The organism is Marinoscillum sp. (assembly GCF_965229915.1).
GTDB lineage: Bacteria > Bacteroidota > Bacteroidia > Cytophagales > Cyclobacteriaceae > Marinoscillum.
The window spans coordinates 564,879-579,864 of the sequence record NZ_CBDDJZ010000002.1 but is presented as its reverse complement, the minus strand read 5'-3'; the positions used below and the strand labels follow the sequence as shown (position 1 = coordinate 579,864).

Genomic DNA, 14,986 nt, shown 5'->3' with positions numbered 1-14,986 from the left:
AATCCAGAATTTCTCCCGAATTGGTCACTTTCTTAGCACTACATTCAAACATGAATCCTATGAAGTATTTGATAACCTTCCCCGCAGTGCTCGTTCTTGTCATACTACCTTCTTGTCTACAAAAGCTGGAAAACGAGAACATCCCCAAAGAAGTGCGAACGTCCTTTGAGCTCAGGTATCCTGATGTAGAGGAGGTTAGCTGGGAGTTGGATGCCAATGCGGACTGGGTGGCACAGTTCTCGGTGTACAATACCGAGTATCTTGCCAAATTCAATCTGGATGGAGACTGGCTAGAAACAGATCACAAGATCATCACGGCTGCAGTGCCTTTCAAGGTCAATCTTTCACTACATGATCATTTCAAGGATTACAAGATTGAGCATGCCATGATTGCTGAGAAAAAGACTGGACAGTTTTACGAAATGCAGGTACTGGCCATGGGTCACGAGTATGACATAGAGGCCGATACCAAAGGCACACTTACCCGGGAGGTAGAATTAAATTGATAGTCGGTTCAGGGCTAAGGCGGTGGTATAATCTCGCTTGACTGAGATTTTCTCAAGCATAAATACCTATTTGGAGGTATTGGCGGGTTAAAGGTGGCTTTGTATATTTAGAATTCTATTCAAACAAGTCCATCACCAAAAATCCACCTAATGATTATCAATCTTTATTTCCAAATAACAGGGAAAAGGCTTTTCGCGACTGCTTATTTTTTTTGTTTAATCTTCGCATCTTCAGCTCAGGTGCCAGAGTTTACATGGATAGGTGGTAGCGATGCAGTCTCTCCCGTTACTGTCCCGAACTATGGAGAAAAGGGAATTACCAACTCAATTAATATGCCTGGAGCTAGACAGAAGTCCATCTCATGGACGGATAACACAGGAAATCTTTGGGTCTTTGGAGGCTATGGATATGATAGCTTGGGAACACTTGGAAACTTAAATGATCTATGGAAATGGGATGGAACAAACTGGACCTGGGTTTCAGGTAGTAATTCCGTTAATTCATCTGGTAGTTATGGTATTCAGGGTGTGGCATCAGCTACAAATGTGCCAGGCGCTCGCCAAGGGTCCATTTCCTGGTTTGATACAGCTGGTAATTTTTGGCTTTTCGGAGGTAATGGATATGATGCTACTGGTGCTTATTCATGGCTAAATGATCTGTGGATGTGGGATGGAATAAACTGGACTTGGGTTTCAGGTAGTCATACCGTCAATTCATCTGGAAATTATGGCAGTAAGGGAATTCCCAACTCCACCAATATCCCTGGAGCTCGGGAGAGCTCTGTCTCATGGATTGATTCCTCTGGAGATCTATGGCTTTTTGGTGGTTATGGTTATGATGGGGCTGGCTCTCGTAGTTATTTGAACGATTTATGGAAATGGGATGGTACTAATTGGACGTGGATATCAGGTAACAATTCGATTGATGGATTCGGAGACTATGGCGTGAAAGGAACACCGTCATCCACAAATCTACCGGGAGCGAGGAATCGGGCTATGTCTTGGATTGATGATTCTAACAATTTATGGCTTTTTGGTGGATATGCCTATGACGCTTCGGGTTCTGCTGGATATATCAATGATTTATGGAAATGGGACGGTACCAATTGGACCTGGGTTTCTGGAAGTGATTCTAGAAATGCAACGGGTAATTATGGTGTTCAGGGCGAGGTAGCAGCGTCAAATGTGCCAGGGGCACGAGTAAACGGAGCTACTTGGGTTGACATGGAGGGTAATTTATACATAATCGGAGGTAATGGGTATGACGAAAGCTTCTCAGCAGGGTACCTTAATGATCTATGGAAATGGGATGGGATCAATTGGACTTGGATTTCAGGAAATAGTTCAAGGAATGAAAGTGGTACCTATGGTGAGAAAGGCGTAAAGGCATCTACCAATGCTCTTGGTGGGGTACATGAAGTTGTGACAGGAGTGAATGCAGAAGGAGATTTACTGGTATTTGGAGGCTATGGTTTCGATGATTCTGGAACTCCCAGTTATTTAAATAGCCTATGGAAGTGGGATGGTACTGATTGGACCTGGATTTCAGGAAGTAGTTTAATCAACTCAGCTGGTATTTATGGTACTAAGGGGGTTGCTTCTGAAGTCAATTTACCTGGAGCTCGACAATTTTCTCTTTCATGGACAGATGAGTCAGGGAATTTATGGCTTTTTGGAGGGCAGGGGTATGATGGTTTTGGCTCGTCAGGTTCTCTAAATGATCTATGGAAATGGGATGGAACCAACTGGACCTGGGTTTCAGGGAGCAGTTCTAGAAACGAGTACGGTACATATGGCGATAAAGGGGTTTCAGCATCATCAAATGTGCCTGGAAGCCGGCATGCATCGATATCATGGATGGATGACTCTGGAAACCTATGGTTTTTTGGGGGCCAAGGATATGATGGCACGGGTTCATTCAATAGGTTAAATGATTTATGGAAATGGGATGGAACCAATTGGGTTTGGGTTTCAGGAAATAGTTCTGCAGATCAACCTGGAGATTATGGTGATGTGGGAGTTTCTTCTGCTACTAATGTCCCTGGTGCACGACTAGGCAGTTCATCATGGACAGACGATTCAGGGAATTTATGGCTTTTTGGTGGCTTTGGTCGCAACGATAGCGGAGTTGGATATTTAAATGACTTGTGGAAATGGGATGGAACAAATTGGACCTGGATTTCTGGGAGTAATTCGATAAACCAATATGGAAATTATGGAGACCAAGGAGTAGCCGCTTCCACAAACATGCCGGGAGGACATACCGGTTCTATGATATGGATTGATGATACTGGTAATTTATGGCTTTTTGGAGGTCAGGGTTATGGCGAATCTGGTTCCGGAGGACATTTGAACGACCTGTGGAAGTGGGATGGAACGAATTGGACTTGGATGTCAGGGAGTAAGTCGATTAATACATCCGGGATTTACGGCAGCAAAGGGGAAGCTGCCTCTGCTAATGCCCCAGGTGCTCGGGAGCACTCACTCTCCTGGATTGATTCCTCGGGAAATCTATGGCTTTTTGGTGGTTATGGTTACGACGGTTTCGGATCGCGTAGTTATTTAAACGATTTATGGAAATGGGATGGTACCAATTGGATTTGGATTTCTGGTAGCAAAACAACAAGTTCTCCAGGGATTTATGAGACTTCAGGCATGACTTCATCAACTCCTATTCCCGGAGCTAGACAAGGTGGGATTTTAGGTAAAGACAATCTATTGCTGTTTGGAGGATATGGAGTTGATAGACTTGGACGACAGGGCTACTTAAATGATTTTTTTGAGATCAGTTACAATCTACCTCCGATTTTTTTGACAACAACTTCTACAGTCTTTATTGAAAATAGTGAAGAAGCTGTAATAGACGTGGACGCTAACAATGGTGATGGAGGGGAAGTTGACACAGGGGTAAGCTACGCGTTATCAGGTGGGGCCGATCAGAGTTTATTCAATATTAATACCACAACAGGAGTCATCTCTTTTATAAATGCTCCAGATTTCGAAAATCCGTTAGATAATGATACGAATAATGATTATGAAATTGAGATTAGTGCTAATGATGGCGTTAATGTAGCAGTGACCCGTCACATCACGATTACTGTAACCAATATTGTAGATGAGATTGCCCCGACGATTACTTCCACATCGAGCATCTCCGTTTTAGAGAACCAAACGGGAACGATCTATACAGCCACAGCGAATGAGTCGGTCACCTTCAGCCTTGGAAGTAGCAAGGATGAGAGCATGTTTACCTTGAGCACCGATGAGCTGAGCTTCACGACCGCTCCAGACTATGAGAGTCCAGAAGATGTAGATACGGACAACAGTTATTTGGTAGATGTAATCGCTACCGATGATGCAGGGAACGCGACCACCCAGGAGGTTACCATCACCGTAACAGATGTAGATGAGATTGCCCCGACGATTACTTCCACATCGAGCATCTCCGTTTTAGAGAACCAAACGGGAACGATCTATACAGCCACAGCGAATGAGTCGGTCACCTTCAGCCTTGGAAGTAGCAAGGATGAGAGCATGTTTACCTTGAGCACCGATGAGCTGAGCTTCACGACCGCTCCAGACTATGAGAGTCCAGAAGATGTAGATACGGACAACAGTTATTTGGTAGATGTAATCGCTACCGATGATGCAGGGAACGCGACCACCCAGGAGGTTACCATCACCGTAACAGATGTAGATGAGATTGCCCCGACGATTACTTCCACATCGAGCATCTCCGTTTTAGAGAACCAAACGGGAACGATCTATACAGCCACAGCGAATGAGTCGGTCACCTTCAGCCTTGGAAGTAGCAAGGATGAGAGCATGTTTACCTTGAGCACCGATGAGCTGAGCTTCACGACCGCTCCAGACTATGAGAGTCCAGAAGATGTAGATATGGACAACAGTTATTTGGTAGATGTAATCGCTACCGATGATGCAGGGAACGCAACCACCCAGGAGGTTACCATCACCGTAACAGATATAGATGAGATTGCCCCGACGATTACTTCCACATCGAGCATCTCCGTTTTAGAGAACCAAACGGGAACGATCTATACAGCCACAGCGAATGAGTCGGTCACCTTCAGCCTTGGAAGTAGCAAGGATGAGAGCATGTTTACCTTGAGCACCGATGAGCTGAGCTTCACGACCGCTCCAGACTATGAGAGTCCAGAAGATGTAGATATGGACAACAGTTATTTGGTAGATGTAATCGCTACCGATGATGCAAGGAACGCGACCACCCAGGAGGTTACCATCACCGTAACAGATGTAGATGAGATTGCCCCGACGATTACTTCCACATCGAGCATCTCCGTTTTAGAGAACCAAACGGGAACGATCTATACAGCCACAGCGAATGAGTCGGTCACCTTCAGCCTTGGAAGTAGCAAGGATGAGAGCATGTTTACCTTGAGCACCGATGAGCTGAGCTTCACGACCGCTCCAGACTATGAGAGTCCAGAAGATGTAGATACGGACAACAGTTATTTGGTAGATGTAATCGCTACCGATGATGCAGGGAACGCGACCACCCAGGAGGTTACCATCACCGTAACAGATGTAGATGAGATTGCCCCGACGATTACTTCCACATCGAGCATCTCCGTTTTAGAGAACCAAACGGGAACGATCTATACAGCCACAGCGAATGAGTCGGTCACCTTCAGCCTTGGAAGTAGCAAGGATGAGAGCATGTTTACCTTGAGCACCGATGAGCTGAGCTTCACGACCGCTCCAGACTATGAGAGTCCAGAAGATGTAGATACGGACAACAGTTATTTGGTAGATGTAATCGCTACCGATGATGCAGGGAACGCGACCACCCAGGAGGTTACCATCACCGTAACAGATGTAGATGAGATTGCCCCGACGATTACTTCCACATCGAGCATCTCCGTTTTAGAGAACCAAACGGGAACGATCTATACAGCCACAGCGAATGAGTCGGTCACCTTCAGCCTTGGAAGTAGCAAGGATGAGAGCATGTTTACCTTGAGCACCGATGAGCTGAGCTTCACGACCGCTCCAGACTATGAGAGTCCAGAAGATGTAGATACGGACAACAGTTATTTGGTAGATGTAATCGCTACCGATGATGCAGGGAACGCGACCACCCAGGAGGTTACCATCACCGTAACAGATGTAGATGAGATTGCCCCGACGATTACTTCCACATCGAGCATCTCCGTTTTAGAGAACCAAACGGGAACGATCTATACAGCCACAGCGAATGAGTCGGTCACCTTCAGCCTTGGAAGTAGCAAGGATGAGAGCATGTTTACCTTGAGCACCGATGAGCTGAGCTTCACGACCGCTCCAGACTATGAGAGTCCAGAAGATGTAGATACGGACAACAGTTATTTGGTAGATGTAATCGCTACCGATGATGCAGGGAACGCGACCACCCAGGAGGTTACCATCACCGTAACAGATGTAGATGAGATTGCCCCGACGATTACTTCCACATCGAGCATCTCCGTTTTAGAGAACCAAACGGGAACGATCTATACAGCCACAGCGAATGAGTCGGTCACCTTCAGCCTTGGAAGTAGCAAGGATGAGAGCATGTTTACCTTGAGCACCGATGAGCTGAGCTTCACGACCGCTCCAGACTATGAGAGTCCAGAAGATGTAGATATGGACAACAGTTATTTGGTAGATGTAATCGCTACCGATGATGCAGGGAACGCAACCACCCAGGAGGTTACCATCACCGTAACAGATATAGATGAGATTGCCCCGACGATTACTTCCACATCGAGCATCTCCGTTTTAGAGAACCAAACGGGAACGATCTATACAGCCACAGCGAATGAGTCGGTCACCTTCAGCCTTGGAAGTAGCAAGGATGAGAGCATGTTTACCTTGAGCACCGATGAGCTGAGCTTCACGACCGCTCCAGACTATGAGAGTCCAGAAGATGTAGATATGGACAACAGTTATTTGGTAGATGTAATCGCTACCGATGATGTAGGGAACGCGACCACCCAGGAGGTTACCATCACCGTAACAGATGTAGATGAGGAAGAAGCTCTTGGTATTATTAATAATGAGTTGTTAATACATCCTAACCCTTCAACCGGTTTCATAAGTATTTCTAATATCACAATAGGGTCTAATTTTCGAATATATAATCTCCAAGGGAAAATCGTTCTTATTGGATATTATACTAATGATCGTATCGATATCAGTAGTCTAAGTTCTGGAACTTACTTTATCTCCTATTCACAAGGAGAGCGGATCAGTAGAGGGAAGATAATTGTGAAATGAGGAAAATAAATTATTCAAACCCATGTTTTCTAATACACTGAAAGTTGTTTAAACTACTTTCCGATACAGAATATTTGATATTAATTTAACTTACTGTATATCAGCATGTTGCTAAAGTAGTAGAAACGAATTAGCAACAGAAATAGCTGATTAATAGCAAAATAAGGGATAAGAAAGGAAAAATGGAGCAGAGTGGACATAAAAAAACCGCCTCACAAAGGAAGCGGTTTTTATCGAAAACACCAATCGCTTTACGCAACTGTTACAGAGCCTAAATAAGAGCTGTTAGCAACTTTAGTTCCGTCTTCTGATACAAACCCTAAGAATACTTCAACGTCTTCTCCTGAGTACTCAGAAGGCACTGGAATGGTTGCTGTACCAACTGATCTTGCTGGTCCCGCAGTTGTGAAAACTGCCTCACCTCTAGTGGTATTCAAAAGAGCAATCAGAGCTTTGTCCGTTGCTTGAGCACTACCACTTCCTGAATTGTCTGTCCAGGTAGCTTCTACGTTTCCAGCACTTGGAGAAGAAGCTGCACCATTCGCAGAACCAGTCAAGTTGCCTCTTGTAACCAATGCACTTGCATAGTCTACCATGAAGTTGGGGTAAGCTCCTGTAATGGCATTATTCAGGTTGTATGACATGGCCGCATTGAATTGGGTCATCTTGTTGGCATACTGCTTAAAACCAACTCTAAGGAAGTCAGTCATTGGCTGCAAGAACTTCAATACAATTGAGAACTTTGAACGCTGGTCAACTTGACCTTCAGTTCTTGGGTTCGCTACACTGGAAGGTTTGATTCTTAGGTAATCGATGCCCTTCCAAGTTCCACCGATTACATTCCCAACCTGTCCGGAGACACCACCGAGAATACCTTGATTAATTTTTCCCATCTTTTTACGATTTTTAAAGGATTAAACATTTGCTTGGACTTGACACGGACTTACCATGGATTTGCCCTTCACCATCTAAAATACTACAAGAAACAGGCGAAGATTCATTCTTAGGTGCTGTTGCTTTGGTGTGCTTTATTTTGCCTTTGTTGCCCTGTTCTTTTGTCAGATCAAGAAGCTATCCTGCCCCTGTTTCCTTCATTAGGTTGTGGAATATTGACTGCCTGGCAGTATCTATCATTTTTAAGGTGAGCTTGATTTTTTGCTCGTTGACATCCAATAGTTTTAGTGCCTGAATCGACTTTTCAAATGCCTTCTCTTTGGTGCTTGCTTTGACTTCACTTTCTCTTATAACCTTTCGGATCTCGTCAATAGTTATGAATGGAATCACCGAGCCTTTCAAATAGAAATGGAATGACTTAGACCTCCACAGTCCGAAGCATAGCCAGTATAAAAATTCCCTATCTGCTTCATTTTCAACAATACAAACAAAACAATTCGGGCATGGTGTATTGAGTGGTTTACCACTGTTCAATCCTTTATTCAGGATAAAGAAATGGGGTTTGTTGTAGGTGGTTCCTAGTCTGTGTGTTTTCAAGCGAAACGATTTCATATAGCAAGCCATTAGAATTATGCTCGCTGCGCTTCGCACAGACATTTTCAAAAGAGAAAAGAAAAAAGGGAAAAAAAGAAAAGAGAAAGCTCTTGAAAAGGTGGGTGTGGCACGGTTGACAAGGTTTTTGGGAAAAATACTACCCGTAGGGTGGAGATTTTTATCAAAACCCGTAGGGCTTGACCTTGGCAATCCGGTTGTGCGGTGGGCATGTGCGAACCCACCTAACTTTGCTGCTCTCTTTATTTTGATTGTCTGATTTACCCACAACATGAACTTTTACCACCTTCTTGGATTGGTGGGCAAGCTACTGTACCATAAGAGCAATAAACGCAACAATCACCTTGTATGGGTTTAAGTACTTCTTTACAGTTTTCGCATTCATAGAAATACTGACATGCATCTGTTGGCATGGTTTCTTCTTTTTGATGTCCACACTTAGGACAAGTAATTGTTGATTTAAGAACTACTTCACTCATTTTGATTTGTTTACTGATTCTACTTTGTAACCTGTTTTGTCAACAGCCGATTTTACTTTCTCAATGTCTGTTTTAGATTCATCAAAAGTTACCACTGCATTCGCTTTTTCATAAGAAACCTCTAAACCAGAAATGCCAGGTAGTTTTCCAATTTCAAGTTTCACATGTTCTTCACATCCCGTGCAGGTCATTCCAGTAATTTTGATTTCGTAGGTTGATTCGAGATTGACATTATCTGATACTGATAGTTTGGTTTCAGGGTAAAAGGCATCCGAGTAATAAGGGAATGCAAGCATGATCGCTGCAAATACCGTCACTATACCAAGGAATTTCTTTGAATGCCAAAAAGAAGGTTTGTCCTCATCACAATTACAAGCAATTTCTTCCTCAGTTCTTGGTCTCAATTTCTGATACCATGCAAAAGCTAAAACGACTACAGTTATTCCAATCAACCAAGGTCGAAAAGGTTCTAACCAAGAAAATGTTGCGGCTACTCCGCTTGATCCTGCAAGTAGTGCCAACACTGGGGTAATGCAACAAAGTGATGCACTAATAGCGGTCAGTACACTTGTCATTACTAATGAGCTTGATTTCTTATTCGTCATATTGTTGATTCTTTTTCTGGTGTTAATAACCCTAATATTGGATTCAGTATGAGGTCGTTTGATTCGGAAATAGAGTAGAATATTGTTTGTCCTACTTTGTTTGTTTCAACCAGTCCCGCATCTTTTAGCTTTCTCAAATGCTGAGAAATGGCAGGAACTGTCATGCCCAGAATATCACTTAGATCACATGGACACATTTTGGATTCCTTGTCCAATAGAAACAGAATTTTTAGTCGTACCTCATTGCCAGCAAGGTTAAGTGCCCTTGCTATTCGGTTTACTGCATCACCTACTTTTTCAATGTCTTGCTTACACTGCTTGATCTGTTTTTCATCAGCATAAACTCTAATACATGTTTTGGTCATAATGAATCGTATTTAAGTGATTACTTAAATAAACGCAAAGAAAAGAAATTTAGTTTAATGTTTAAGCAAATACTTAAATACAAGAGTCATTGACATGCTTAAATGTAATTGCTGTGTGAACGCAGGTAAACTAAGGCGTAGCCATTTATGCGAGCCGCCTGCGAGTGGAGCAAGGGTGGTGGCTGCAAAAGCCCGAAGAATGAGGGCGGCAGACAGCTACCGTTTACGGCAGGGCTGGCGTGATTTTTTGCTTTAGGGTCGGGAAAGGCAAGGGTAGCGATTGAACGGAACGAAACGATTTGTTGGATGGAGTGGAGCAATTACTGGCGGTTATTAGTGGTGGAGTATTTGACATCATAATTAATCCACCAAATACTAATTGAAGGCATAACAGACGGATTGCGAAATGGAACTGTGTCGGCTCGTTGAGTGAAATGAATGAGCTACTCTTGTGTGGGGTGCTGAAAGTGGCTGAATGCAAGGAAAGAGGAACGAGAGACTGAAATGAAGCTACTGTAGGCACTGGATTAACTGCAAAAAGCATGACAGCCCGATCAGCCCGCAGCGACCCGCAGGCGAGCATTAACACTAAGCAGCGACAGACCCCCAATAAAAAACATTGTGAGTGTAGCGAACACCATAGAAAGGGTTTGGGGGGATGAAATAGCTGCGAGTGAGGAAGGAGAGAGTGTGTGAAGCAAAACAAGTGAACGGCAGTGAGTGAGCACCTACTGGAGCGCAAACGAACTGGTAAGTGAACGGTATATGCAAGGGCGACCGAAGGGAGTTCATTTTACCCTTGCAGATATGTTTTTGCGGAACAAAACGGAACGATTGACGAACACCGCTTTACCTGCGTTTGGATGTGCGTAGGGAAAAGCAAGTGCAGGACGGAATGGATTGTAGTGCAACGGAAAGTAATGAAGGTCTTCTCTTGCTGAGCGTTGCAGGAAGTGGGTAATTGTAGTAAGTGAGGTACGAGCGAACGAAAAGTACCTACTGTAAGCAAATGGGGAGTTATGACAATGAATTAATTATTTCTTTTGCTGTAATTTTTGCAGTTTTACCAACGCCATAAATGGTTGCTGAAGCAAAACCTGTCCAATTACCATAACCCACTAACCATAAATTTGATTCTTTAACTGCTCGCGTATTTTTTGTTATAACTTTATCATTTACAATAATATTTAATTTTTTTAAATGGTTCAAATAAGGCCTGAAACCAGTACACCATATAATGGCATCAAAAGCTTCTTTACTACCATTTTGCCAAATAACTCCATTTTTATAGAATGAGAAAAATGGACGATAATCTTTAAATACATTACGTGTTAATCCTTCTTTCACACTTTCAACTTGTACAATATCACTCAAAGAAACTTGTAAAGTATTTGAAGTATTCTTTTTCTTAAGGTACTTTTCATTAGCTTGATTAAACAAGTAACGACCGTCAATTTCTTCTGGTATTAGTATCTAGTTTACTTATTGTTTCTTGAGTTTCTATGGTGCAGCAAGCTTGTTCTTTTTTAGGGAAATATGCTCTATATAAATTGTAAGAAACTGCTATTAAACTGAATGCTATCAGATACGGTTTTATTGTTGCTAGCCATACCAATTGAGAAACACTTGCTCCTAACATTCCTGCAAAAGCCATTAATGGACCAACACAACAAGTGCAAGCGACTAATGCTACAAATACAGCACTTATGGATGATAAAATTGATTTCAAAAATCAAAATAATAAATTAAAAACATAACCAGAAATAATCATTCCTAACCCGATAACCGAAAAGAAAGCAATGATTAATTTTTTCTGCATTACTTTTTTTAAGAGTAAAGCTTCAGGAAGTGATAAACCAATAGACCCCATCATAAAGGCAATAGCCGTACCTAATGGTACACCTTTATCCACCAAAGCCTCTACCACTGGTAAGACACCTACAGCATCTATATAAAGTGGTATTCCCATAATAACAGCTATAGGAACTGCAAAAGGGTTGGATTTAGAAATGTATGTCTCAAAAAAGGATTGAGGCACATAACCGTGAATAAAAGAACCTATTCCAATACCAATAAAGATGTATGGCACTAATTTTTTTAATGTACTTAAGGCTTCTTTATGTATTTCTGGAAACTTCTGTTTTAAAGACCTTTTATCTTCAATAGTTTTTTCAGTTTTAGAATGCAATTGTTTTAACCATTCTGCAATATGAGCTGACATTCCCATTTTATCAAGAATAATCCCACCTATAACACCTAAAACAATACCAGATAAAATATAAATTACAGTAACCTTCCAACCATAAGACACCCAAAATAATACAATAGCTATTTCGTTTACTAAAGGTGAGGTTATTAAGAAAGATAATGCAATACCCAATGGAATTCTAGCTTGCATCATTCCTACAAATAATGGAATTGATGAGCACGAACAAAAAGGGGTAATAGCTCCCAACAAAGAGGCTAATATGTTTCCTAAACCTGATTTTTTATTGCGTTCTAAATAGTCACGTATTTTATCCATTGGTAAATAACTGGTGATGATACCCATAACGTAGGTTACTATCACAACCAAAAAAGCTATTAAAATAAACGTGGCAATAAAGTATTGAAGGGCTGTTGCAAACAGCCCTGATTGGTCTAAACCTAATAATTCAAACACTATATAGTCTGAAAAACTAGATAATAATTCTGTCAACTTCTCCATATTATGCTGCTTTTAGTGCTGCAAGAAGTTCTGCATCAGAATTAAATGATTTATAAGCGTGAACCTTACCGTTAATTACTAATGAAGGAAAAGACATTGTACCATAGACCATAGTGTCTTGCATTTCTGACAGTTCCTCAATAGTAATTGACAGATTGTTTTCTTGTGCTAATTTTTCTAATTGTTCCTTAATAGGGGAACCTTTTGCACAACAAGAAGAGTGTAAAATTTTAACTTCAGTGTTCATAATAAATGTTTTTAATGATTAAACTTTATTACGAAGTCTGAAATCTTTTAAAAAAGACACATTTTTAGGAACAAAAAAAAGTATTTTTTTGAGAGGTTACTTATAACCAACTATGTATCAATGGTTAATTAGTTATTTTTTTTTCTATTTCTTGTAATGGTGTACAGTGAGGTTTTATTGTGCACGACGAAAAATTACCTGATTTGTCATATTGAATATCACAACATTCTATAAATAGGGTCTTTAATTTTTCTCTACCTCGCTGGATTCTCATTTTTGTTGCGGATAAACCAAGGTTAAGTTGTATAGCAATCTCTTTTTGAGCAATATTTTCAATATCGCTTAGAAGTAATGGCTTCGCATATTTTTCTGGCAGCAAACCAATCATAGGGATGATAAAATCAGACTCTAAAATGGAAGAAACTGTATCACTAGAAATACTATTTTCTTTCCATTCTTCATCAAAATTAAATTCAATCTTGTTTTTATTGTAATAATCTGCAATGGTATTACGAGTTACTTGAAACAACCAAGCTTTGATATTATTAACTTCTATGTTTTTTTTATGAGACTCTACCAATTTGAGCATCACCTCTTGAACAATATCTTCAGCAAGGTTTATATCGTTTGTTTTCTTTATGATATAAGCTTTCAAGAATTCATAAAATTCTTGTACTACCTCATTGATGTTACAACATTCTTTATTTTTTCTTTGATTGTTATTCATTTTATTTATAATTAATACTACAAAAACCAAAGGTTATCTTTTCCAAATTCGGGTATTTCGTTACCGTCAAAATGTGGTAGCATTTCTGCAACCAACCCCATAGATTTAGAAATCAAGCCGAATAGCATTTCAAGAACAAAAAAGACAAAATTGATGATAAGAACAGTCCAAAGGATTTTTCGTTGGTTGCTTGGGTCTGATTCTACATCAATTACTACCTGTGATTGTGTGTTTGATATTAGTTTTGAACCTAATTTTAGTTCTGCTAATATCCTTTCAATTTCCGTAGTATTGCCAATGTGAAATATGGTTAGTTTCCTTTGAGGTATCTCAAATTCAAGTTGTTTGATTTCGTTTATTCCATCCAATTTCATCCGAATCATTTGTTCCTCAGAAGGGCAATCCATTTGTGATATTTTGAATACAGATTTTTCCATTATAAAAAACAAAGTTTTTTTTTCACCTATCAATATCAACTAATATTGAATCAAAGTAACTAACCAAAAGAGTTTTTTTTAGCGAATCCAGTTTGGCTTCTGAATGAAGAAATAGGTAGGATGGCATTGGCATTTTATCGTTATCAATTTGACTTAGAATTGATTTTAGTTTTGTCCGTTTCATACGATTTGATAGAAGACCAAATTCTGATAGGTTTAATTCAGATTTTCCTTCTGAAATATGATTCTGTAAAAGAAAGCCTATAGGTTGAACATTACTGTACCATGGGTATTTGGTTTGGTTGCTATGGCAATCATAACAGGATGCTCGGATAATATTTCCAATGACAACTGGAGACTCGTAATGCTCAATAAAATCAGCATTGGTAACTGGTTCTATTTCATTGCGTTGGACGGGGACAAATTGAATCCCCACCAACACAATTAAAACTATCCATAGAGATAATTTAAGCCATTTTTTCATTTCATTGAAATGGTTTCTTTCACCGAACCACAAGTCAGCATTTTGCTGCCAAACAATGGGTTTTTGATCTCTTGAGAATCACTCAGCCAACTACCCCCTTTTCCCTTGTCGTACATCGGGCAATACTGTTGATAAAGTGTTCTGTCCGTTCCTGTGATTGCAAGCAAGTCCATGAAATCTTTTGCCATGCCTTCAAAATGCTCACGTTGATGAGCTATTTCGCTTTTTGCAATGTGTTCACCATGTTCTTTTACTACTTCCAATATTTCCTTAATCTCGGACTGCTTGGATGCTTCAAAAGTGTTAAGGTCTATACTTGAAGACGTTTCTGCAAGTTTTTGACCTGCGCTGGCAGCCGCTCTTGAATCGTCTTGAACCAGGGCATTTTTAATTACCAGGTATTGATCGATTAATTGAGAAATGGACTTATTTTCACTCGTTTCCACAACTGAACCATCTGACATTTCATCCTCTGCTTTATGATTCATGGCACTATGATCATGGACACCATTTCCATTTTCATGATCGGTAGATTTTTTATTGGCACATGCAATTAATGAAAATGAGATACCTGCTAATAAAGCGAGTGTTAAGATTGAATTTGATTTTTTCATTGTATTAAAATTTAGAAGTTAAACATTTGAATT

General features: G+C 40.6%; 15 protein-coding genes. 2 read left to right on the top strand and 13 right to left on the bottom strand.

Annotated elements, in window-relative coordinates; all coding sequences use genetic code 11:
* Positions 1–59 precede the first annotated feature (59 nt).
* Complete coding sequence (locus ACO067_RS24490) at positions 60–506, top strand: PepSY-like domain-containing protein (RefSeq protein WP_421879750.1); 447 nt, start codon at positions 60–62, stop codon at positions 504–506.
* A gap of 150 nt (positions 507–656) precedes the next feature.
* The gene (locus ACO067_RS24485; protein ID WP_421879747.1) at positions 657–6,782 is read left to right on the top strand and encodes a T9SS type A sorting domain-containing protein; all 6,126 of its coding nucleotides are present in this window, start codon (positions 657–659) and stop codon (positions 6,780–6,782) included.
* A 251-nt stretch (positions 6,783–7,033) separates the two neighbouring features.
* On the opposite strand, the gene ACO067_RS24480 is transcribed toward ACO067_RS24485, so the two are convergent.
* The 13 genes from ACO067_RS24480 to ACO067_RS24420 form a co-directional block, all read right to left on the bottom strand.
* The gene (locus tag ACO067_RS24480; protein WP_421879743.1) at positions 7,034–7,675 is read right to left on the bottom strand and encodes a DUF6266 family protein; all 642 of its coding nucleotides are present in this window, start codon (positions 7,673–7,675) and stop codon (positions 7,034–7,036) included.
* A gap of 178 nt (positions 7,676–7,853) precedes the next feature.
* Positions 7,854–8,288 carry a DUF6943 family protein gene (locus ACO067_RS24475; protein ID WP_201921706.1) on the bottom strand — a complete coding sequence of 145 codons (435 nt, stop codon included), beginning with the start codon at positions 8,286–8,288 and terminating at the stop codon, positions 7,854–7,856.
* 260 nt (positions 8,289–8,548) lie between these two features.
* Complete coding sequence (locus ACO067_RS24470) at positions 8,549–8,767, bottom strand: GDCCVxC domain-containing (seleno)protein (RefSeq protein ID WP_014022306.1); 219 nt, start codon at positions 8,765–8,767, stop codon at positions 8,549–8,551.
* Positions 8,764–9,372, bottom strand: a complete 609-nt coding sequence (merTP, locus tag ACO067_RS24465; protein ID WP_222583274.1) for a mercuric transport protein MerTP — start codon at positions 9,370–9,372, stop codon at positions 8,764–8,766. Before merTP ends, ACO067_RS24470 begins: the two co-directional genes overlap by 4 nt.
* Positions 9,369–9,737 carry an ArsR/SmtB family transcription factor gene (locus ACO067_RS24460; RefSeq protein ID WP_115869564.1) on the bottom strand — a complete coding sequence of 123 codons (369 nt, stop codon included), beginning with the start codon at positions 9,735–9,737 and terminating at the stop codon, positions 9,369–9,371. The genes merTP and ACO067_RS24460 overlap by 4 nt, the downstream gene beginning before the upstream one ends.
* Positions 9,738–10,754: 1,017 nt before the next feature.
* On the bottom strand, positions 10,755–11,177 hold the full coding sequence (locus ACO067_RS24455; protein WP_421879738.1) for a hypothetical protein: 423 nt from the start codon (positions 11,175–11,177) through the stop codon (positions 10,755–10,757).
* A 10-nt stretch (positions 11,178–11,187) separates the two neighbouring features.
* Positions 11,188–11,466 (bottom strand): mercuric transporter MerT family protein, encoded by a 279-nt coding sequence (locus ACO067_RS24450; protein WP_421879735.1) that lies wholly within the window; start codon positions 11,464–11,466, stop codon positions 11,188–11,190.
* Positions 11,467–11,469: 3 nt separating this feature from the next.
* On the bottom strand, positions 11,470–12,444 hold the full coding sequence (locus ACO067_RS24445; RefSeq protein ID WP_421879732.1) for a permease: 975 nt from the start codon (positions 12,442–12,444) through the stop codon (positions 11,470–11,472).
* Between the two features lies 1 nt (position 12,445).
* Positions 12,446–12,691, bottom strand: a complete 246-nt coding sequence (locus ACO067_RS24440) for a thioredoxin family protein (RefSeq protein WP_225573212.1) — start codon at positions 12,689–12,691, stop codon at positions 12,446–12,448.
* A 124-nt stretch (positions 12,692–12,815) separates the two neighbouring features.
* A complete protein-coding gene (locus tag ACO067_RS24435) occupies positions 12,816–13,418 on the bottom strand; it encodes a sigma-70 family RNA polymerase sigma factor (protein ID WP_421879729.1) in 603 nt (200 codons plus the stop codon).
* Positions 13,419–13,435: 17 nt separating this feature from the next.
* Positions 13,436–13,855: a hypothetical protein gene (locus ACO067_RS24430; RefSeq protein WP_421879726.1), complete on the bottom strand. Its 420-nt coding sequence runs from the start codon at positions 13,853–13,855 to the stop codon at positions 13,436–13,438.
* A 22-nt stretch (positions 13,856–13,877) separates the two neighbouring features.
* Entirely contained in the window at positions 13,878–14,339 is a 462-nt protein-coding gene (locus ACO067_RS24425) for a heme-binding domain-containing protein (protein WP_014022302.1), read from the bottom strand.
* A complete protein-coding gene (locus ACO067_RS24420) occupies positions 14,336–14,953 on the bottom strand; it encodes a DUF3347 domain-containing protein (protein WP_210758739.1) in 618 nt (205 codons plus the stop codon). Before ACO067_RS24420 ends, ACO067_RS24425 begins: the two co-directional genes overlap by 4 nt.
* Positions 14,954–14,986 lie beyond the last annotated feature (33 nt).

What these genes read in the sequence shown, in the direction of transcription:
- ACO067_RS24490 (WP_421879750.1), top strand. Translation starts at nt 60, where the DNA reads ATGAAGTATTTGATAACCTTCCCCGCAGTGCTCGTTCTTGTCATACTA.
- ACO067_RS24485 (WP_421879747.1), top strand. Translation starts at nt 657, where the DNA reads ATGATTATCAATCTTTATTTCCAAATAACAGGGAAAAGGCTTTTCGCG.
- ACO067_RS24480 (WP_421879743.1), bottom strand. Translation starts at nt 7,675, where the DNA reads ATGGGAAAAATTAATCAAGGTATTCTCGGTGGTGTCTCCGGACAGGTT.
- ACO067_RS24475 (WP_201921706.1), bottom strand. Translation starts at nt 8,288, where the DNA reads ATGAAATCGTTTCGCTTGAAAACACACAGACTAGGAACCACCTACAAC.
- ACO067_RS24470 (WP_014022306.1), bottom strand. Translation starts at nt 8,767, where the DNA reads ATGAGTGAAGTAGTTCTTAAATCAACAATTACTTGTCCTAAGTGTGGA.
- merTP (WP_222583274.1), bottom strand. Translation starts at nt 9,372, where the DNA reads ATGACGAATAAGAAATCAAGCTCATTAGTAATGACAAGTGTACTGACC.
- ACO067_RS24460 (WP_115869564.1), bottom strand. Translation starts at nt 9,737, where the DNA reads ATGACCAAAACATGTATTAGAGTTTATGCTGATGAAAAACAGATCAAG.
- ACO067_RS24445 (WP_421879732.1), bottom strand. Translation starts at nt 12,444, where the DNA reads ATGGAGAAGTTGACAGAATTATTATCTAGTTTTTCAGACTATATAGTG.
- ACO067_RS24440 (WP_225573212.1), bottom strand. Translation starts at nt 12,691, where the DNA reads ATGAACACTGAAGTTAAAATTTTACACTCTTCTTGTTGTGCAAAAGGT.
- ACO067_RS24435 (WP_421879729.1), bottom strand. Translation starts at nt 13,418, where the DNA reads ATGAATAACAATCAAAGAAAAAATAAAGAATGTTGTAACATCAATGAG.
- ACO067_RS24430 (WP_421879726.1), bottom strand. Translation starts at nt 13,855, where the DNA reads ATGGAAAAATCTGTATTCAAAATATCACAAATGGATTGCCCTTCTGAG.
- ACO067_RS24425 (WP_014022302.1), bottom strand. Translation starts at nt 14,339, where the DNA reads ATGAAAAAATGGCTTAAATTATCTCTATGGATAGTTTTAATTGTGTTG.
- ACO067_RS24420 (WP_210758739.1), bottom strand. Translation starts at nt 14,953, where the DNA reads ATGAAAAAATCAAATTCAATCTTAACACTCGCTTTATTAGCAGGTATC.